Below are 20,743 nucleotides of genomic sequence, written 5' to 3'. Positions count from 1 at the left end.
CAAAATTATTTTATATTTCCAATGTAAAGCATTTCTGATGTCATGACAATTAATATGGTATGCGGTTACGAAGATTTTTTTGTCAGATGAGTTTCCCAGTATTAAAATAATCAAAAAGAAGGAGAACAGAAATGGATGTTGAAATAAAACGTGACGGTTTAACTTTGCGGGGGACACTGGTTAAACCGCAAACTGAGGAATTTAATTTGGTTGTTTTGATGCATGGATTTACTTCCAACCGGGGAATAGATCCAGATCAATTGCTTTATCAATTGGCACAACGTTTTGAAGCCGAAGGGATGGCTACTTTGCGTTTTGATTTCAATGGTCATGGTCAAAGTGACGGTCGTTTCCAAGATATGACTGTCTTGAATGAGATTAGCGATGGCAAGGCAATTTTGGATTACGCCCGCAGTATCAAAGGAGTTAAGAAGCTCTATTTGGTGGGTCATTCTCAAGGTGGAGTGGTCGCTAGTATGATTGCTGGTTACTACCATGAAAAAATTGATAAGTTGGCACTGTTGGCGCCAGCCGCAACCCTACGAGATGATGCTTTGAAAGGCAGCACTCAAGGATACACATACGATCCGCAAAATATTCCGGATACATTACCAATCAAAAAAGGGTTAACGTTAGGCGGCTTTTATCTACGGACAGCTCAAACTTTGCCAATTTATGACGTTGCCAAAGAGTATCAAGGTCCAGTTTGTTTAGTACATGGTTTGAAAGATACCGTTGTTGATAAGATTGCTTCAACTCGTTACGATGATGTTTATCAAAATGATCAGTTGCACTTATTAGATGATGCCGATCATGGATTTTCAGTAGGCAACTCACGTCAAGAAGCTTTAAATATTACGACTGATTTTCTTCTAAAATAAAAACAGACTCATTAAGTATTCGAGACACATAAATGTGTTTGAATTTCTTAATAGAGTCTGTTTTTGTTTAGTATTTAGATTTTGAAATGATTGGCAAACGAGTTGGATTTAGTCCGGAGCAACAAGGAAATTGGCTCAGCCATGAGATTTACCTTAGCGATTTATCGCTTAGGTAAAGGTCGAACTTGAAGATCCATGATTTTTCACGAAGTGGAAAATTATTAGCTTCTAGTCGGCCCATGGCGTTCCAGCCAAATTTCCTTGTTGTGGAGGACGGCAGTTTTAGTCCTTAAAATTAAGAATATTTTCAATTGATTCACGTTTGGATTTATAAGTATTAATAGTAGCGTTTTTAGGATAACCAATAGAAATACCGATAACTAAGGATTCATCGTCGGGAATATCCATTTCTTGGCGGATAACTTCAGGGAAACGAACACTGTTATACGTGGGAATGGTATCAAGTCCCTTATCTTTAGCCGCAAGCATTAAAGTTTGGGCAAAAGAACCGATGTCAAAAATTGACCAGAGTGAAGAGTTCTTAGGAATCGTTAGAAAAATTATGGTTGGTGCGTGATATAAGTTGGTGCTGGCGGAACTCATTTTTTCGTGAGCTTCGTTAAAAGTTGCAAAGTGATGCACAATCTCATGACGCCATTGCTTCATATTGGCTTGTGTTTCAGCGCTCCAGTCTTCACGATGCATGACAGGAAAGTCAGGATCACCTTTTTCATCTTCTCGTTCGACATAAATATCCTTAATCGTTTGTAACGTTTGACCTGAAGCAACGTAAACTTTCCAAGGTTGCGAATTGACCCATGAAGGTGCACGTTGAGCTAATTTGATAATTTCAGTTAAATCAGATTTGGAAACAGGCTGATCTTTGAAATCACGCACTGAATGACGTTTTGATACGGTATCTTTAAATTCCATATGGTTTCCTTTCTGGTATTACTAAAAGTTATAGTAAGCCATTGTTAATAAGTATTTAACATTATCATAATCAATCTCTATAATGAAATCAATCAATGAGTTAGGAAATGAGGTAGTCGTTTGGCATCGAAATTAGATTTAGAAACACCAGCTTATAAAGAGATTCAAAAGTATATTGATATCAATCAGAGATTAGTTCAAGAACTGAATACTGGTGCACATGATACTGATGAAGTTCGTAAAGTAGTCAGCCAAATCACTAATGAGAAAGTTGATTCAGCGACTGAAATTCGTTTACCTTTTTACACTGATTATGGACGTAATTTACATATAGGTAAGAATGTCTTCATTAATGCTGGTGTAACTTTCACTGATTTAGGTGGAATTTATCTAGGCGATAACGTTCTGATTGGTCCTAATGTGACGATTGTTTCGGTTAATCATCAAATTGACCCCAGTCAGAGACGTAACTTAGATTTGAAACCAGTTCATATTCACGATAACGCTTGGTTAGGTGCTAATGTCACAGTTACACCGGGAGTAGTTATCGGAGAGAATTCAGTCGTTGGTGCGGGAGCTGTAGTAACCAAAGATGTCCCCGCTAATACGATTGTGGCTGGAGTACCAGCTAAGATTATTAGAAAAATTGAGGTAGAAAATTAATGAGTTTAACAGATAAAGTAGTTGTAATTATGGGAGCTTCTAGTGGTATTGGTGCCGCTACCGCAAAACTTTTAGCCAGTGAGGGTGCTAAGGTAACTATCGCTGCTCGAAGAATGAATCGCTTGGAAGAAATTAAAAAGGATAATCCAGATGGTGATATTCTGGCCGTTGAAGCAGATGTTACTAAGGCTGATGAAGTTCAAAATGTGATTGATAAGACCGTTGAAAAGTATGGACGTGTCGATGTCTTATTCAATAACGCTGGAATTATGCCAGTTAATAATTTGGATCAAATTGCACGCGACGAATGGCAAAATATGATGGACATTAATGTTAAAGGTGTCCTAAATGGTATCGCAGCTGTTTTACCAACTATGAAGAAGCAAAAAAGTGGTCATGTGATTACGACATCATCAGTTTTGGGCTATGAAGTTTTGCCAGGATATGCGGCTTATTCAGGTACTAAGTACGCTGTTCGTGCAATCATGGAAGGACTTCGCCAAGAGGAACATCAGAATAATATTAAAACCACGATCATTGCCCCAGGTTCCGTTAAAACAGAACTTTTTAATTCGATCAACAATGACGAAGTACGTAATGGTTTGAAAGATGCCATGAAACAACCGGGCTCAGAAATGATGGCTCTTCAACCAGAAGAAATCGCTTCAGCAGTGGCTTTTGTGATTAATACGCCAGCTAACATGGCAGTGAATGAAATGGTAATTCGTCCAACAGGACAAAAAGTATAGTTTAAATCTATAATAGAAGCGGTTACAAACAAGGAGGATTTTAAATGACAGTTTTTGATGAAACATTTACGATGAATAATGGTGTTAAGATTCCTAAATTAGCTTTAGGTGTTTGGGAAATTCCTGATGATCAAACAGCTGACGCTGTAAAGAATGCAGTTAAGATAGGCTATAGACATATCGATACAGCTCAAGCTTACGGCAATGAACGTGGCGTCGGTGAAGGTGTTCGCAATGCTGGAATACCTCGTGATCAACTTTTCGTTAATTCAAAGGTTGCGGCTGAAATTAAGAATTATGATGAGGCTAAGAAATCCATTGATGAAACTTTGAATAAGATGGGCTTAGATTACTTGGATATGATGATTATCCACAATCCACAACCTTGGAAAGAGGTTAATCAAGGCAACGACCGTCACTTTGAGGGTAATTTGGAAACATGGCGCGCAATGGAAGACGCTGTTAAAGCTGGTAAGTTAAAGACTATCGGTGTATCAAGTTTCCAAAAGGAAGACTTAGATAATTTGATCAAGAATAGTGATACTAAACCCGCTGTCAATCAAGTTCAAATTCATATTGGCGATACACCAACTGATATTATCAAGTATTCACAAGATAACGGGATTGTCGTTGAGGCATTCTCACCAATTGCTCATGGTGCCGCAATGAATAATGATCTAATCAAGAAGATGGCTGCTAAATATAACGTCAGTGTGCCACAATTGTGCATTCGTTACGATTGGCAATTGGACGTAGTTGTTTTACCTAAGACAGCCAACCCAGATCATATGAAGTCAAACGCTGATATCGACTTTGAAATTTCTGAAGAAGATATGAAGACTTTGGCCAAACTTGACCAAATGGAATATGGCGATGCCAGTGTATTTCCAGTCTTTGGTGGAAAAATTTAAAATATAACAATTAGTACAAAAAAACGTTTATATTGACCGATGTTGCGGGTTGATATGAACGTTTTTTGATTTAAAAATATTTTTCAAGATAAAAGATTATATTCAGCATCACTAACTGGATCACTCCAGATCGGTTTACTGTTAGACCAATCTTCAAGAATTAGATGAGTGAAATAACTATCCTTAGTAGCACCGTGCCAATATTTGACTCCAGCGGGAACCTTAACAATGTCGCCAACAGTTAGATGTTTAGCCGCTTTTCCTTGCTCCTGATACCAGCCTTCTCCGTCAGTAACCATCAAGATCCGTGCTGATGGTTGAGAATGCCAGTTGTTGCGAACACCAGGAGAGAAAGTTATGGAACTGGCAATCATAGGATACTCAAAGTTAGGGATTTCATGGGTCCATATAGTTCCATTGTAATAAGGATTGTTGGTGATTTTTTGACCAAGACCAAATTGACTTTTAGGTTCTGTGATATTCATGATTTCCTCCTAAGTTGACGAATAATAAATAACATGATATTTTTCAAATAATAATTAAAGTAGAGGAACGCTTGATGATTGATTAGAAATAACCACAACCGAACTATAATACAAAGGAAAAATAATGAAAGATATTAGATTTAGACTTGAAGAAAAATCCGATTATAGAGAAACGGAGACTGTCTTGCGTGAAGCCTTTTGGAATCAGTTTGCACCAGGCTGTATAGAACATTTTCTGTTACACAGTATCCGCGATAGCAGTGACTTTTTACCTGAATTAGACATTGTGGCAACCTATAATGGGAAAATAATTGCTAACATTGATTTTACTAAAAGCATGATCATTTCCGATGACGGGAAGAAATACACTACCTTATGTTTGGGACCAATTGGAGTGTTGCCAAGCTTTCAAAAAGAAGGAATCGGTGGAGCACTGATCGATTATGCTAAAAAACTAATTAGAGAAATGGATTACGATTACCGAGCAATTTTCTTATTTGGAGATCCTAACTATTATTCTCGACAAGGATTCGTGCCTGCTGAAAACTATACGATTAGAACTTCAGACAATTATTTTGCGGCTGCACATCAAGTTTGTCCACTTTATCCAGGTGCCTTAGATGGTATTACTGGAAGGTATTTTGAAAGTCCAGCATTTGTCGCTGATGAGTCTGCAGCAGAAATATTTGATAAACAATTTCCAGAGAAAGAAAAGCTGACAGGAGTGAAACTTCAACCAGTATTTAACAAGTTAGTTAAGATGGTCAAAAAGTATCAAGATTAAAACATTTATTTAACACGGAATAAAAGCATAATTTCTTCCGCTTAAACCAAATAAGGACGGTAACTCAAAATCGAGTTACCGTCCTTATTTACATTACCCACTAACGCTGATCTAATTGATGATTTTTTTGATGCAATTAATTTTTCACATATCTTAAAAATAGATGGTAATCAAAATCCCTCTTTTTCTATATTAGGCTCTTAAATTGTGATGATTTAAAAATAATAACTTTTGCTTATATTCCAATCAATAATGAAGGAAAATCATTAAAAAATAAAATGATTTCAAAAAAATGGTGTGTTCAAACTCCAATTAAGTCAAAACATCGTTTATTTTATAAATTAAATCATTTGAAGTATATAAGTTTATCGAAATATGGGCTATTTTTATTTTTATAGTGCTAAAATTTAGGGTATTAAGCTAATTAATTGCTCGTCGAAAATCGGAGGGGATTTTGTGATGAAAAAAAAGAATATTAAATATATAGGTAGCGCCGTCGCAGCCGCACTGCTTGCCGCCGGTTCTCCAATTATTATTAATCATGTGGTGCCTACAATTGTCGTTAAGGCAGCTGGAGAAATTCTTCCTCCAGATAAGGCACCTGCACCGGCAAAGGATATGCTGACAAATTTTAGGAACCAATTCGATGATAGATATATTTCAAGTACAGATAGTTTGGTAGCGGCTTTACAAAATATGATAAATACAGATAAGGGAACTAGTTTCTTTTACTTTAATCCCCAAAATCCACAGTATCTTTATGATATCCAAAATAATAAAGGTATAAGTGGATTAAAAGATCGAGATAAAGTTACGGAATTAGGCACGTCACCTGGATATTTTGGGACATCTGATAGTTGGGATTTAACAGACTATTATTATCGTGATATTAAGGGCTATTTATCAATTACTGTCGATGGTAAAAACTCCCCAGAAACACTTACTCATCTTGGTACGAATTCTAATGATTCCAATGACCCTAATGATCCTGATAGTCTTGCACAATTGGCATATGAAATTAAAAATAAAAATATTAAGTTGCCTATAACTGTTGGGGTTCACTTAGTTCAGAGTAAAGATTCTAAAGATGGTTATGGGACAACTTATCCACAAGGTTCTTTGTATGGTGTAAAGAGCGATTTAACAGATTTTTCTTTCAAAGTATATTCAAGTAAATTTGATATAACTAAAGATACTAATCAAGTGTCGGTATCGCATGGTACATCTATTTCGGATCAGAATAGTCCATTACAGAGTGGAAATGATTCACTTTCTGTAACTGATAATTTTTCTAATTTAACTAGTGATTCTGAAGATATGGGCAGAAAAGCTATTTACGGAAAACATCTCTTTAATTCAGCTAGTGCTGCTTTAGGGTATGCTCAAAGTAATACCTTTGATCCAAGTGATTCTACGAGCAAAGTAGAGGGCACTGTAGATAAAGATGGTAAAGCTGTTACGGGTGGACCATATTATCAAACTGTTTCTTTTAAGTTGGATAATGGAAAAGATAAAGCCATTGAATATATGTTAAGTGGTGCAGATGATGATTTAACAGGTACTGTAATTCAACCATATGAAACATATATCAATGGCAGTGATACTCAGGCCAAAGATGGTAAGGACTATGCTTTCAACAGGTTAACAAATCCGACAACCAAGCAAAATATCGGAATGTTGACTATCGTTCGACCAGTTGTTGTTGAGGGTACTATTGGTTCTGATTTAACTAACCCTAAAGTTGCCATAGGTTCTTCGGCTTCTTTAACGGATAATTCTATTTTGTCAGATACCTCTGGTGATGAATTAAAAGATGAATCAGGAAATGAAATTGCTAATAATGGAATTGAGATTGATCCAACTTATTATTCTGATAATGCAGCACAAAATGTGGCAAAGGATGCAGTTGTTGATGGAAAATTTGCTAAGACTGGAACGTACTATCGTAAAGTGATTTTTACCCTAGCTAGTGGGAGTACAAAGGGTCTTACATCCACAGATGGCAAAATCGATAGTGTCAATAATACTGTTACATTTTTACAGCCAGTTACAGTTCAAAATGGTGTCTCAGCTAATATTGCCAGTCCAGGTTCAACAGTTGGCAATCCAGTATCGGGTACTACCAGTGACGTTTCAGGGGATACATTAGGTAACGGAACTGATGAGACATTAATTGATCCTTCTCAAGGTAGTAATAAAGGAATTAGTTTTGGAACCGATTATTACGCTGATGATGGAAACAGCACTTATAGTGACATTCTAGATGGTAAAGCCAAAGCTGAACCTGGGGTTGTTGATGCCAACAATAATTTTGCTAAAGCCGGTGATTATCTACGTACGATTACCTTCTACTTAGTCAAGGGTACAATTGATACCAATAATTTTGAGGCCAGTGGTCAAACATATAGTCTGAATACAGATAACAACACTGTAACTTATATTCAAAAGGTTCATATAGCTCCTTCAGCCAACGTCACTAAGAGTATTGAGACTGTGACTGTAAATATAACTGGACAGGATGCCGAATCTGTTAAAAATTTAGCAGCGACAACAAATGATACATTAGGTTTGAAAAATTCAGCCGGCGATGTAACTAGTTTGATCGATACAACAAAAAATGATGACGGATTTACTAACGGTGTCAAATTTGGTACTACTTATTACACTGAAAATAGTATCGATAGTTCAGTTGGAGATTTGAATACTGCTGATACTACGCGTTATAGAGAGATTACCTTCTATTTAAACAAAGATATTACCAATATTGATTTTTCAAATAGTGGAGTAGTTGCTTCAACATCTAACACAGTAACCTTCTTGCAATCTATCTCTGTGAAGGAGGGAGTCAAAGCTGATGCAACTGCCACACTTAAGGAAAGTAATGTATCGGCTGATAAAATAGCTCCGACTGTAATGGAAGGTAACAATAATCTTATTAAAAGTATTACATATGAAACAAGTTGGTATGACACCCCTGAAGAAGCTTTGAATAGTGATGGGACTAGTATAGGATCATCCTCCCATATTTATGAACCAGCTGGTAGTAAAAAACTATTTGGATTAAATGGACAAGCAGTTTATCGTAAAGTTACTATCACGTTAAATGATGGAACTAGTTTAAGGGATAATATCCAATTTGATGCGAATGACATGAAATATACTATTAACGGCGATACAATTACCTATGCTCAAAAAGTTAATTTTATTTCTAGCACAGCAGAAGTAACTATCCCTGATAAGGATGTTAGTATTGGCTCAGTTCTTTCTGATAGTGAGATAAAAAACACGGATGATGCTGGGATGTCTATCGATATTACAGGAATATTTTCTATAGCCACATCGAAACCTTACAGTTTTGATGATGGCGCTGCAGTTGCTTATTCGGGTAAATTTTACGACAGTGTTGATGCTTTCAATAATGGCGAAGTGGATGACGGTGTGGTCAACAATGGTAACTTTGCCAAATCAGGAAGCTTCTACCGTGAAATAACTATCTCACTATATGATGGATGGGCTAGTGGTTTTGATTATAATGATCCTGATAGTAATTTTGTCAGTGTTGATACAACAGGGAATACAGTTACTTATCTTCAAAAGGTCAATGTAATAGCTCCAACTGTAACGTCTAGTATAACTGCAGCCAATGCTAGCGTTGGCGAAACGGCAGATAATGTATCAGATAATGGAACAACAGATATAACTACAAAGACAACATTAGATGATGGAACGACTCAAACAAGTTCAATCATTGATTCAACAAAAACAAGTTATGGAAATCAATACTTTACTAGTGCAACTAATGCTTTGAGCAACACTGATGGTACAGAGGGTCCATTTACAACTGCATCTGCCACTGATCCATATTATCGTCGCGTAACACTTACATTAATTACTGGTAAATTGCGTGATTATAATATAAATGGAACAAGTGGAACGGATTATATTGATAATGATGATGGCACAGTAACATTTGCCCAACCAGTTATGGTGGGTACTGCTGAAGTTACTCCAACACTTAAAGGAGATGTCACAGTTACTTCTGGTGAAGATATTTCTTCAGAGCAGGGTGAAGAAACTAATACGATTACAGGTGTTAACGGTACTTCACTCGTGGATAAAGTTACATTCGGAGATTATTATCCAGCAGATAATGACGATAAAGCTACGGCTTTAGCAGACATTCTAAATGGAAAGACAAGTGCAACAACTGACCCAGTAAATGGAACAGTTTATGGCAAAGCTGGAGCTTACTATCGTACAGTTATCCTTCATTTGAAGAAAGATGCCTTGAATTCTTATACAATCAAGGATGCTACAGATGCCCAAATTAATAAGAATGATAATACCGTAACTTATCTTCAAGAGGTTACTGTAACAGTCCCAAAAGTAACATCTAAAATAACTGGAGCCACTGCTAAGGTTGGCGAAACTGCAGGTGATTTAAAAGGTGAAAATAATGGGACAACAGATATAACATTAGATGACGGAACGGGTTCAATCATTGATGCAACAAAAACTAATTATGGAAATCAATACTTTACTAGTGCAACCAATGCTTTGAACAATATAAATGGAACAACGGATTCATTTACAGCAGTAACCACACCGGATAAACCATACTATCGTCTCGTGACGTTAACATTAGCTAATGGCAAACCGTTGCGTGATTATGCAATAAATGGTACAAGCGGAACAGATTATATTGATAATGGTGATGGCACAGTAACATTTGCTCAACCAGTTACTGTAGGTACTGCAGAAGCAACTCCAAAACTTAATGGCGATGTTACAGTTTATTCTGGTTCTGATGTTGCCTCAGAGCAAGGTAAAGAAACAAATACGATTACCGGTATTAATGACACTAAACTTGTGGATAAAGTAACATTTGGAGATTATTATTCAGCTGATAATACCGATGAAGCTGCGGCTTTAGTTGATATTCTTAGTGGAAAGACAAGTGCAACAACTGATCCAGTAAATGGAACAGTTTATGGCAAAGTGGGAACTTACTATCGTACGGTTATTCTTCATTTGACGGAAGGTGCCTTGAATTCTTATACAATCAATGGTGCTACTGATACTCAAATTAATACGAATGATAATACCGTAACTTATCTTCAAAAAGTTACGATAGCACCAATAGTGACAGTTCCAACCGTAACTTCTAATATGACAGGAGCCAAAGCTAAAGTTGGCGAAACTGTAAATCATTTAACAGATGATGGAGCAGCGAATATAACGTTAGATGATGGAACAGGTTCTTCAATCATTGATTCAACAAAAACAAGTTATGGAGATCAATACTTCACTAGTGCAACTAATGCTTTGAACAATATCGATGGAACGACGGGTGCGTTCACAAAAGTAACTACACCAGGTAAACCATATTATCGTCTCATAACATTAACATTAGCCAATGGCAAAACATTGAGTGATTATAAGATAAATGGAACGAGTGGAACAGATTATATTGATAATGGTGATGGAACAGTAACGTTTGCTCAAGAAGTGACAGTAACAGCACCAACAGTGACAATTCCATCTGTAACATCTAATATAACAGGAGCCAAAGCTAAAGTTGGCGAAACTGTAAATCATTTAACAGATGATGGAACAGCAAATATAACATTAAGTGATGGAACAAGTTCAATCATTGATCCAGCAAAAACAAGCTATGGAGATCAATACTACACTAGTGCAGCTAATGCCTTGAACAATATCAATGGGATAACGGGTGCATTCACAACAGTAACCACACCAGGTAAACCATATTATCGTCTCGTAACATTAACATTAGCCAATGGCAAAACATTGAGTGATTATAAGATAAATGGAACGAGTGGAACAGATTATATTGATAATGGTGATGGAACAGTAACGTTTGCCCAAGAAGTGACTGTAACAGCACCAACAGTGACAGTTCCATCGGTAATGTCTAATATAACTGGGGCCAAAGCTAAGGTTGGCGATTCTGTAAATAAATTAACAGATAATGGAACGGCAGATATAACATTAAGTGATGGAACAGGTTCAATCATTGATCCAGCAAAAACAAGCTATGGAGATCAATACTTTACTAGCGCGTCTGATACTTTGAATAATATCAATGGGACAAAGGATCCATTTACAACAGTAACCACACCAGATAAACCATATTATCGTCTCGTAACAGTTACATTGGCCAATGGCAAATCGTTGAGTGATTATGCACTAAATGGAACAAGCGGAACAGATTATATTGATAATGGTGATGGAACAGTAACATTTGCCCAAGAAGTAACTGTAAATAAAGCAGATCCAATAGCGGCAACAGTTAATACAGACACAGTAACTTCTACGGTTGGTAGTTCAGTATCAACATTACCTGGAGTTAACGACAAGTATACTGTGAACAAGACAGATGATAAGACACTTATTACATCTGTAGCGAGTGCGGGTGCTGTTTATAGGAGCTATGATGCTGGGCAATTAAGTGACCCTGTAACAAGCTTTGACATAGCTGGAAAATACTACCGTGTAATTACTTTCAATGCGGCTGATGCGGATAAGTATTCGTTTGCGGATAGCAATGTTATCTCTAATGAAAATGGAATAATCACTTATGCTCAACCAATTATCGTAAGTGAAGCAACAGTCAATCCAATAGCAGCAACAGTTAATACAGACACAGTCACTTCAACGGTTGGTAGTTCGGTATCAACATTACCTGCAGTTAATGGTAACTATACTGTGAACAAAGCAGATGATAATCAGACTATTACATCTACACCGATTGCTGGTGCTGTTTATAAGGGTTATGACGCCAAGACAAAGGAACTTAGCAATTCAGTAACAAGCTTTGATACAGAGGGAACTTACTACCGTATAATTACTTTCGAAGTTGCCAACGCGGATAAGTATTCGTTCGCTGATGGAAATGTTATCTCTAATGAAAATGGGAAGATAACTTATGCTCAACCAATTACCGTAAATAAAGCAACAGTCGATCCAATAGCAGCAAAAGTTAATATAGACACAGTAACTTCTACGGTTGGTAATTTGATATCAACATTACCAGTAACTAACGATAAGTACATTCTAAAAACTGTTGATGGGAAGACTATCAAATCTGAAGCAAGTGCAGAAACAACTGTATATAAGAATTACGATGTCGAAACAAAGAAGCTTAGTGATCCTGTAACAGGCTTTGATGCAGTTGGAAAATATTACCGTGTCATTACATTCAAAGTTATCAACGATAATGATCAATATACGTTCACTGATCCAAATGTTATTTCTAATAAAGATGGAGTAGTTACTTATATTCAAGCGATTACTGTAACAGCTCCAGAAGTAACTGCGGCAACGGTTAATATTGATAAAGTAACCTCTACAGTTGGTAGTTTGATATCAACGTTACCAGCAACTAATAAGAACTACACTTTGACCACTGCTGATGGAAAGACCATCACATCTACAGCAAGTGCAGGAACATCTGTATATAAGAATTACGATGCTACGACAAAGAAACTTAGTGATTCAGTAACAAGCTTTGATACAGTGGGAACTTACTACCGTGTTATTACATTCAAAGTTGCCGACGCTGATAAATATTCGTTTGCGGATGGCAATATTATCTCTAATGAAAATGGAGTAATAACTTATGTTCAACCAATCTCGGTCGGACAAGAAAGTGGAGCCAAAGTAAGTCAAGCTGTTACTGATACTAAGAATGTTAAGGTTGATGTTAACGGTGATGATTCAAGCTTAAGTTCTAAGGTCGGCTATTCATTAACGGATGCTGACGGAAATAGTTTGATTGATGCTCCAACTGCTGTTGCTGGCATTAGCTTTAGTCCTGAATACTATATTATGAAAGATAATACCTTAACGCCGGCTACTTCTAGCGATGCCCATGACTACACAATCTCCAAAAAGGGTACTTATTACCGTAGGGTTATCTTCAAAGTTTCGGCTAATACGATTGCTAACTATGACTTCAGTGCTATTAAGGGAGAAGTTAATAAGACTGATAGTACGGTTAGTTTTCTTCAAAAGATTGATGCTTCAACTAACCCTGCTACGGCAACTATTACCAGCCCAAGTGTTAATTACGATACTTCATCTGATGCAGCCAGTTTGAAAGATCCAACTGGTGTAACTTTAAAAGATGATAAGGGAGATACTATTAACTCTGGCAATCCAACCTTTAGCGGTATTTTCAGCACCAAGGAAAATGCTCAGAATGCTACATCTGATAATGGTAATGTTACTGGTGATTTGAAGGAAGGTTCTTACTATCAAAGAGTTACCTTCCCATTAGCTGAAAATGACAATAATGCTTATGACTTTGGTGATGGAATAGTTTCTCAAGATGGTAAGTCAGTAACTTATATTCGTGAAATCACTGTTAAACCAAGCACTGGTGGTGGATCAAATACCGGTGGTAATACAGGTAACAACACTGGAAATAACAATGCTGGTACTGGAGATGAAGATGATTGGACTTACTATTATGACAATTATGGTGTGGTCACAACCAAGACTGGTCAAGATTCATATCAATTGAATAACCGTGCAAACGAAGCGATTGAGAATCGTGAATTAGCTAAGGACACTTCATGGAAAACTGACCAATATCGTACAAATCGTGCGGGAGTCAAACAATATCGTGTTGCAACAAACGAATGGATTGATTCTAACGATGTATACTTTGCCGAAAAATCAACTGGAGATGAAGATGACTGGACCTACTACTATGACAGTTATGGCGTAGTCAAAACTAAGGCTGATCAAAATTCATATCAATTGAATAATCGTGCTAACGAAATGATTAAGAACCGTGAATTAGGTAAGAATACTTCATGGAAAACTGATCAATATCGTACAAATCGTGCGGGAGTTAAACAATATCGTGTTGCGACAAACGAATGGATTGATTCTCGTGATGTATACTTAATTGATAATGAAGATGATTGGACATATTACAAAGATGCTGGTGTTGTTAGAACAGTTATTGGACAAGATTATTATTCCTTGAAAAACTGGACGAATGAAACAGTAAAGAATCGTGCTCTAATTAAACAATCATCATGGAAAACTGATCAATACCGTACAAATCGTGCAGGAGTTAAACAATACCATGTTGCAACGAACGAATGGATTGATTCACATGATGTAACTTTTATTAAAGATATTAAAGGTATCGTCAATGTCGATGAAACTAGTTCTTATTACACGGTTTACAATATCGATCGTGAAGTTGTAACGAATCGTGCACTTAAAAAAGACACTTCATGGTTGACTGATAGACAGGCTATTGATCCAGCTGGAAATGTTTATTATCGAGTAGCAACAAATGAATGGATAAAACAAGTTAAAGGTGTTTATCTAGACACTAATGCTTGGTATAAGTAAAAATAAAACGTTTATTCAAAAGAAGACTCTAGGGTCTTCTTTTTTCGTAATTAAATATAGCCCTAAAATATTATTTGATGAAAATAGATTTGCGATAGCATATACGCTACCATAAGTCTGTTATTTAAAATATTCGTGTGAGATTTCCTTAAGAAAGGGCGTATTGATTATGAGTAAATTAGAATCTTATATAAATAATAGAAGTAAGAAAAGTCAAAAATTTTCTCAATCGTATAGAGAGGAATCAAAAAGACTGGATGTTGCTTTAGCAGTTAAAGATTTAAAATGAATGTTAGTTTGGATATTTTGAATGAAATTGCTGATGCTACTGGAACTAGGCTAGAAATTAAATATGTTGAAAAAGTGAAAAAAAAGAAGGCCTGTAGGTCTTCTTTTTTTTCACCAAATTTTAATTTTGAAAAGTTCCTTTAAAGCGGAGAGAATCAAGGTTGGCAATGCGGGAACAAAGATAACTACTGGATAGATCCATCCTGGTAAGGTAGCTGTACCCATAACTACGTGGAAGAGTGGAATTAAGGTAACAAGAATGGAAGTGACAGCGGCAAATGCTACAGCTAACAACAATCTATGATTTTCAAAAGGATTTCTTCTGAATAAGGTGTAGGAACTACGTGCATCAAAGACTTGCCATAACTGTCCGAATGCTAAGGTCAAGAAGGCAACTGTTTGTGTTTCGTTAACACTCATGCCGGATCTAGCTGACCAGATGAAACTGAGATAAACGAGAAGCCCCATGGCACTACCTCTGATTAGAACACGTGACCAAGTGTAATTGGCCAAGATTGATTCGTTAGGATCACGAGGCTTTTCTTTCATAATATCGGCTTCGGCAACGTCATAACCTAGAGCAAATGAAGGTACTGAATCACTGATCATATTGATCCAAAGAACCATTAAGGCGGTTAGAGTTGGTGTCTCAGCGGGAACATTTCCAACTCTGCTATTGAAGAATAGTAAACCTAAGAATAGACTCAAAATTTCGGCCACATTGGTGATCAATTCGTGGCGCATGAAGTTTTTAATATTAGCATAAACAGTTCTACCACTTTGAACAGCTTTTTCGATAGTTGTAAATTGATCATCTAGCAAAATTAAATCGGCAGAATCTTTTGTAACGTCGGTACCATTAATACCCATGGCGATACCAATATCGGCTGCTCTCAAAGCAGGGGCATCATTGATACCATCACCAGTCATAGCGACGACTTGCTTGTGTTTTTGTAGTTGCTTGACGATTCGCTGTTTGTGTTCTGGAGCGACACGGGCATAAACGTTAGTATTAACAACTGTTTGATAAAGTTCATCATCGGTCATCTTTTCAATATCGCTACCACTAACTACTTTGGCATTTTTTGAATCAACGATACCTAGGTTGTAGGCAATGGCACGCGCGGTATTGGCATGGTCACCAGTAATCATAACGACGGAAACTCCAGCATCATGAAGAGTATTGACGGATTCATTAACTCCAGGACGTGGAGGATCCATAATACCAGCAACTCCGACAAGTGATAAGTTGGTTTCAAGACTTTCGAGGGTACCATTTTTCGCTTCATCTTCAGTAAGTTCGCGGTAACCAACGGAAATGGTTCTTAAAGCGTCATTGGCAAAGTTGTCGATAATACCTAAAAATTTGGATAGTGCTTCTTGAGTGGTAACTTGCACATTGTTCAATAGAATATTACTACAGTTGCTTAAAAGGACATCAGGAGCTCCTTTAGTATAAATTCGGTAACCATCATCGTTTTTAACGACAACACTCATCATTTTTCGTTGACTAGTAAATGGGAAAGTTCTAGTTATAGTATTAGTTTTTAATAATTCATCTTTGGTTAAACCAGCTTTTTTACCTAAGACATTTAAAGCTATATCAGTTGGATTACCAAAAGGAACCACTTGACCGTCCTCTTCTCTGATAACTGACTCATTACAGAGGACGGCACCTTCTAGGAAAGTGGAAGGTTTGGCTTCGATACCATCTTCAGTTTCAATTTTTCCAGTTGTGGAGTAACCAGATCCAGAAACGTTATAAGTATATTGACCATCATAAAGTCTGGTGGCAGTCATTTTGTTTTGTGTTAATGTACCGGTTTTATCGGAACAAATGTAAGAAGTACTGCCCAGTGTTTCCACACTTTTTAGAGATTTGATCAAACCTTTGTTCTTGGCCATTTGAGCGGCTCCAATGGTTAAAACGATAGACAAAACGGCGGGTAAAGCATCTGGTATAGAGGATACTGCCAACGCAATCGAAGTGGATAGGATATTGGTAATTGATTCAACACTCAATTCGCCGGCTCTGAGGATACCAATAACTAAAGTAAGAATAACGATAACACCAGAGAAGTACATTAGGATTCTGGTTAACCTACTGATTGTATTTTGTAAAGGAGAAGGTTTTTCTTCAACTGATGAAATAAGGTCGGCAATATTACCAAGTTCAGTATTTGTACCAATGCCGACAACGATGCCGACACCTTGTCCATTAACGACAGTGGAACCGGAATATCCCATGTTAACCCGGTCGGCGATACCAACATCTTTATCAATGACTTTAGTGTTTTTTGAAACGGCATCGGATTCACCAGTAAGGTGTGATTCGTTGACTTGAAGTTCATCGGTTGTTATCCAACGAACATCAGCTTCAACGAAATCACCGATTTTGACTTGAAGTAGGTCACCAACAACAACTTGATTGGTCGGAATTTGTCGCCATTCACTATTACGAAAGGCGGAAACGAAACGATCATTCATTTGTCTCAAAGCGTTCAGACTCTTTTGGGCATTAACTTCTTGCCAAAAACCTAAGAGTGCATTAATGATGATCAAAATCAAAATGGATATGGCCTCATAGAGTGATTCCATACCATGTTCCGCGTCTCCTTGAGCTTGAAAAGCATAGACAGAGCTTGCAAGAGATAGAATGACTGCACCGAGTAAGACGATAACAATTGGCTCTTTGAAACTCCTTAGAAAAATTTTCCAATAAGGATCATTCTCTTTTTCAGGTAACTTGTTCTCACCATATTTTTCACGACTCTGCTTAACTTGCTCGTCAGTTAAACCCGTATTCTCATTGACTGATAATTGTTTTAGAACTTCGTCTTTAGTTTGTTCATAAAATTGTTTCATAAGGTTAATTCCCTCCATCATCAAAGTGAATAAAGGCTATGTTCATAAAAGAATTCTATTTGTGAAAGATTGTGTTGTTTCAAATTGGAATCCATTTATGTGAGCGATTATAGCAGTGGCCTTGTGATAATTCTATAATCCTGTTTAGACATATTATTAATAGGATATTTATTGTGAAGTTATTGTTGCCATCATAGGTACTTAAAGAAAAAATATTAGTTATAGATAGGTTGTATAGAGAATATTTTTTAGTTTGAATCTAGATAAACAATTAGGAATTTTGTGAATGAGTAGGTATGATTAAGTTATTAGAATTCATACTGATTAGGAGAAACATTATGGCTGAAAAAATTGATATCGATCAACTAACAACGGAATTCTCAAAGAGTTTTAAATACGCTTCTATATCCGATTACGATCCAGAAATGATTAAAAATATTGTCGGTGGATTCTACAAAATGATGGAAGAAACGGGATATCCGGACATTACCAAGTGGGATGGCGGCTTGATTTTTGATGTGCTGATGGGTGTTACTGAAGAAGCTGTTAAAGACGGGGATGAACGTGATGTCGATACCTTGTTAGTCTTCTTAGAAGTTATTCAATCCTTTATAGGCTTTTTGTCCGATACGAAGAAGATACCCTTGAGTTCTCAAGAATTAGATAGAGTGTTTTCCGAATACGATGATCAAATGGATTCACTTTTAGGACCCGAAGAGTATCACGAATATGACGATCCCAATTTACCTCAGTGGTTGGAGTATGTAGCAAACGATATTTCAGAATATACTGACGATTGGGTTGATGCCTATGTTGAGAGTTCAGCCTGGGAAAAACGTCAAAAAGGTGTCGATGAGTCAATCTTGAGAATGGCAATGGCAGCTTTGACCGATACGGCTTATAACCAGTACCGTAAAACTCCTAAGAGTTGGACAAAAAAAGCTATTCACGGAGTTTTGACATCTTACTTTATTAAAAATGTTAATTTTGAAGCCGATGAATACGCTCATATTGTGCCAGCATTGTCAGGTCTATTGGATTATGTTGTTGATCAAGGATGGCTTAATAAAAAGCGAGCAGCTGATTATCAACGTTTTTTGAAAGCATCTGAAGCTGAAATGATTGAATTGTCCAAGGACAGTAACAATTTTGGGGATGCCAAGTTATTAGCGGTGAAGATGCTTGAAAGTGGGATTGATATCAGTGATGAAAAATCGGTAAGAGATTTTATTACCGATATTAATAAGCAAGGTGGCGTGAGTTACCTAAGAAAGTTGGATAATGATTCAAAGAAAACTAAAGATATCGGCAATGTAGAAGAACTGGCTAAAGATTTTGATCCTGATCCTCAACGAAAGTTTTTAAATTCACCCCATTTACCAGAATTAGATGGTAAAAAATGGAATCAAGCTACAGCAATTCATGTACACGAATTGGGCGTTGATTACGGAACCGAATTAGCTTTGAAACGAGATAAATATGTTTTGCCCGTTGAAATTAGTGTGTCTGTCGTAGTACTTTCAATCAGTCAGATGATCGATGTCTTATACGCACAACATTTACAAGCACCAGATGAATGGACAATCGCCACATGGCAAGAATTCAGTAGTTGGTTAAAAGAGAATCAGACTAAGGAACAATACGATCGAACGGTTAGACTATTAGAGTCATTGATGATGTTTTTAAAAGATAGAAAAGTTCTTTCTTCCAAGAATGCCAAAGAAATAAATTCTGTTATTCAAGGAAAAGTTGTTTCACTAGACGAAGCTCGTGGTCGTAAAAATCGCGACAAAAAGTGAGTATACATCTTTTGTATACTACCATGTCATTTTAGTAATTTTTTTATTCAAGATTGGGCCTTATACTAATGTCATTGATTAAGAAATGATCCATTAAAAGAGAGGTTCAATTATATGACAGACATTACAAACTTTAAATTAAACGACGGTACAGAAATTCCATCTTTCGGTTTCGGTACTTTCCAAATTCCTGCAGATGGTTCAACTTACAAAGCAGTTAGTGATGCTTTGAAATTGGGTTATCGTCACATTGATACAGCTGTGGCTTATTTCAACGAACAAGAAGTTGGTAAGGCTATTAAAGATAGCGGTATTGACCGTGATCAAATCTGGGTTACCTCAAAACTTTGGCTCCAAGATTTTGCCTATGAAGACGCTAAGAAAGCTATTGATCTTTCACTTCAAAAATTAGGTTTGGACTACATGGATCTTTATTTGATTCACCAACCATACGGCAAAGTTGATGAAGCTTGGAAGGCTATGGAAGAAGCTAAAGCAGCTGGCAAGATTCGTTCAATCGGTGTTTCTAACATGACACCTAAGATTTGGAACAAATGGGTACCAAACTTTTCTACTATGCCAAGCGTTAACCAAATTGAATACAATCCTTATTTCCAACAAAAAGAATTGCGTAAGATCATGGCTGAAGCACACGTAACGCTTGAAGCTTGGGCACCACTAGGCCAAGGTAGTAAAGATTTATTTGCGGAACCATTATTGAATGATTTGGCTAAAAAGTATGGCAAGGATGTTGGTCAAATTATCCTTCGTTTCGAGCATCAAGAAGGCGTGATCGTCTTTCCTAAGTCTGTTCATGAGGCACGTATCAAGTCGAACAAAGAAATCTTTGACTTTGCTTTAACTTCAGATGAAATGGATGCTATCCGTAATTTGGATCGTAATGGTAAAGGAATGCACAATCCTGATGACGATGGCGTTGAAGAAATGTTGTTGAACGCTTTCGATGTTCATGCAAATGATTAGGTAAG

11 protein-coding genes are annotated in these 20,743 nt (G+C 36.8%); 8 read left to right on the top strand and 3 right to left on the bottom strand.

Translation table 11 applies throughout. The features are described 5' to 3' along the window. Positions 1 to 131: 131 nt before the first annotated feature. Entirely contained in the window at positions 132 to 881 is a 750-nt protein-coding gene (locus U8526_RS08990; RefSeq protein WP_334341631.1) for an alpha/beta hydrolase, read from the top strand. A gap of 282 nt (positions 882 to 1,163) precedes the next feature. On the opposite strand, the gene U8526_RS08985 is transcribed toward U8526_RS08990, so the two are convergent. Next, positions 1,164 to 1,814: a nitroreductase gene (locus U8526_RS08985; RefSeq protein WP_334341630.1), complete on the bottom strand. Its 651-nt coding sequence runs from the start codon at positions 1,812 to 1,814 to the stop codon at positions 1,164 to 1,166. Between the two features lie 120 nt (positions 1,815 to 1,934). On the opposite strand from U8526_RS08985, the gene U8526_RS08980 reads away from it, so the two are divergent. From U8526_RS08980 to U8526_RS08970, 3 genes are read left to right on the top strand one after another with little or no spacing between them, the layout of a single operon-like run. Next, positions 1,935 to 2,477: a sugar O-acetyltransferase gene (locus U8526_RS08980; protein ID WP_334341629.1), complete on the top strand. Its 543-nt coding sequence runs from the start codon at positions 1,935 to 1,937 to the stop codon at positions 2,475 to 2,477. Beyond that, complete coding sequence (locus tag U8526_RS08975; protein WP_334341628.1) at positions 2,477 to 3,226, top strand: SDR family oxidoreductase; 750 nt, start codon at positions 2,477 to 2,479, stop codon at positions 3,224 to 3,226. The genes U8526_RS08980 and U8526_RS08975 overlap by 1 nt, the downstream gene beginning before the upstream one ends. A gap of 44 nt (positions 3,227 to 3,270) precedes the next feature. Further along, positions 3,271 to 4,137: an aldo/keto reductase gene (locus U8526_RS08970; protein ID WP_334341627.1), complete on the top strand. Its 867-nt coding sequence runs from the start codon at positions 3,271 to 3,273 to the stop codon at positions 4,135 to 4,137. Between the two features lie 83 nt (positions 4,138 to 4,220). Here the strand turns inward: U8526_RS08970 and U8526_RS08965 are convergent, their stop codons facing one another. Beyond that, positions 4,221 to 4,622 carry a cupin domain-containing protein gene (locus tag U8526_RS08965; protein WP_334341626.1) on the bottom strand — a complete coding sequence of 134 codons (402 nt, stop codon included), beginning with the start codon at positions 4,620 to 4,622 and terminating at the stop codon, positions 4,221 to 4,223. 124 nt (positions 4,623 to 4,746) lie between these two features. On the opposite strand from U8526_RS08965, the gene U8526_RS08960 reads away from it, so the two are divergent. Further along, entirely contained in the window at positions 4,747 to 5,406 is a 660-nt protein-coding gene (locus U8526_RS08960; protein WP_334341625.1) for a GNAT family N-acetyltransferase, read from the top strand. Between the two features lie 459 nt (positions 5,407 to 5,865). After that, complete coding sequence (locus U8526_RS08955; protein WP_334341624.1) at positions 5,866 to 14,802, top strand: beta strand repeat-containing protein; 8,937 nt, start codon at positions 5,866 to 5,868, stop codon at positions 14,800 to 14,802. A 399-nt stretch (positions 14,803 to 15,201) separates the two neighbouring features. Here U8526_RS08955 and U8526_RS08950 read toward each other — a convergent pair whose 3' ends face one another. Next, positions 15,202 to 17,955 (bottom strand): cation-translocating P-type ATPase, encoded by a 2,754-nt coding sequence (locus tag U8526_RS08950; RefSeq protein WP_334341623.1) that lies wholly within the window; start codon positions 17,953 to 17,955, stop codon positions 15,202 to 15,204. 338 nt (positions 17,956 to 18,293) lie between these two features. Here U8526_RS08950 and U8526_RS08945 point away from each other — a divergent pair, with 338 nt between their 5' ends. Both U8526_RS08945 and U8526_RS08940 read left to right on the top strand, forming a co-directional pair. Then, a complete protein-coding gene (locus U8526_RS08945) occupies positions 18,294 to 19,754 on the top strand; it encodes a hypothetical protein (RefSeq protein WP_334341622.1) in 1,461 nt (486 codons plus the stop codon). 114 nt (positions 19,755 to 19,868) lie between these two features. Next, positions 19,869 to 20,738, top strand: a complete 870-nt coding sequence (locus U8526_RS08940; RefSeq protein ID WP_334341621.1) for an aldo/keto reductase — start codon at positions 19,869 to 19,871, stop codon at positions 20,736 to 20,738. Positions 20,739 to 20,743 lie beyond the last annotated feature (5 nt).

The sequence above is a fragment of the Companilactobacillus sp. HBUAS56275 genome (assembly GCF_036913655.1).
In the GTDB taxonomy this organism is placed as follows: Bacteria; Bacillota; Bacilli; order Lactobacillales; family Lactobacillaceae; genus Companilactobacillus; species Companilactobacillus pullicola.
This window is presented reverse-complemented; position numbering and strand designations above follow the sequence as displayed.

What these genes read in the sequence shown, in the direction of transcription:
- U8526_RS08990 (WP_334341631.1), top strand. Translation starts at nt 132, where the DNA reads ATGGATGTTGAAATAAAACGTGACGGTTTAACTTTGCGGGGGACACTG.
- U8526_RS08985 (WP_334341630.1), bottom strand. Translation starts at nt 1,814, where the DNA reads ATGGAATTTAAAGATACCGTATCAAAACGTCATTCAGTGCGTGATTTC.
- U8526_RS08975 (WP_334341628.1), top strand. Translation starts at nt 2,477, where the DNA reads ATGAGTTTAACAGATAAAGTAGTTGTAATTATGGGAGCTTCTAGTGGT.
- U8526_RS08970 (WP_334341627.1), top strand. Translation starts at nt 3,271, where the DNA reads ATGACAGTTTTTGATGAAACATTTACGATGAATAATGGTGTTAAGATT.
- U8526_RS08965 (WP_334341626.1), bottom strand. Translation starts at nt 4,622, where the DNA reads ATGAATATCACAGAACCTAAAAGTCAATTTGGTCTTGGTCAAAAAATC.
- U8526_RS08960 (WP_334341625.1), top strand. Translation starts at nt 4,747, where the DNA reads ATGAAAGATATTAGATTTAGACTTGAAGAAAAATCCGATTATAGAGAA.
- U8526_RS08955 (WP_334341624.1), top strand. Translation starts at nt 5,866, where the DNA reads ATGAAAAAAAAGAATATTAAATATATAGGTAGCGCCGTCGCAGCCGCA.
- U8526_RS08950 (WP_334341623.1), bottom strand. Translation starts at nt 17,955, where the DNA reads ATGAAACAATTTTATGAACAAACTAAAGACGAAGTTCTAAAACAATTA.
- U8526_RS08945 (WP_334341622.1), top strand. Translation starts at nt 18,294, where the DNA reads ATGGCTGAAAAAATTGATATCGATCAACTAACAACGGAATTCTCAAAG.
- U8526_RS08940 (WP_334341621.1), top strand. Translation starts at nt 19,869, where the DNA reads ATGACAGACATTACAAACTTTAAATTAAACGACGGTACAGAAATTCCA.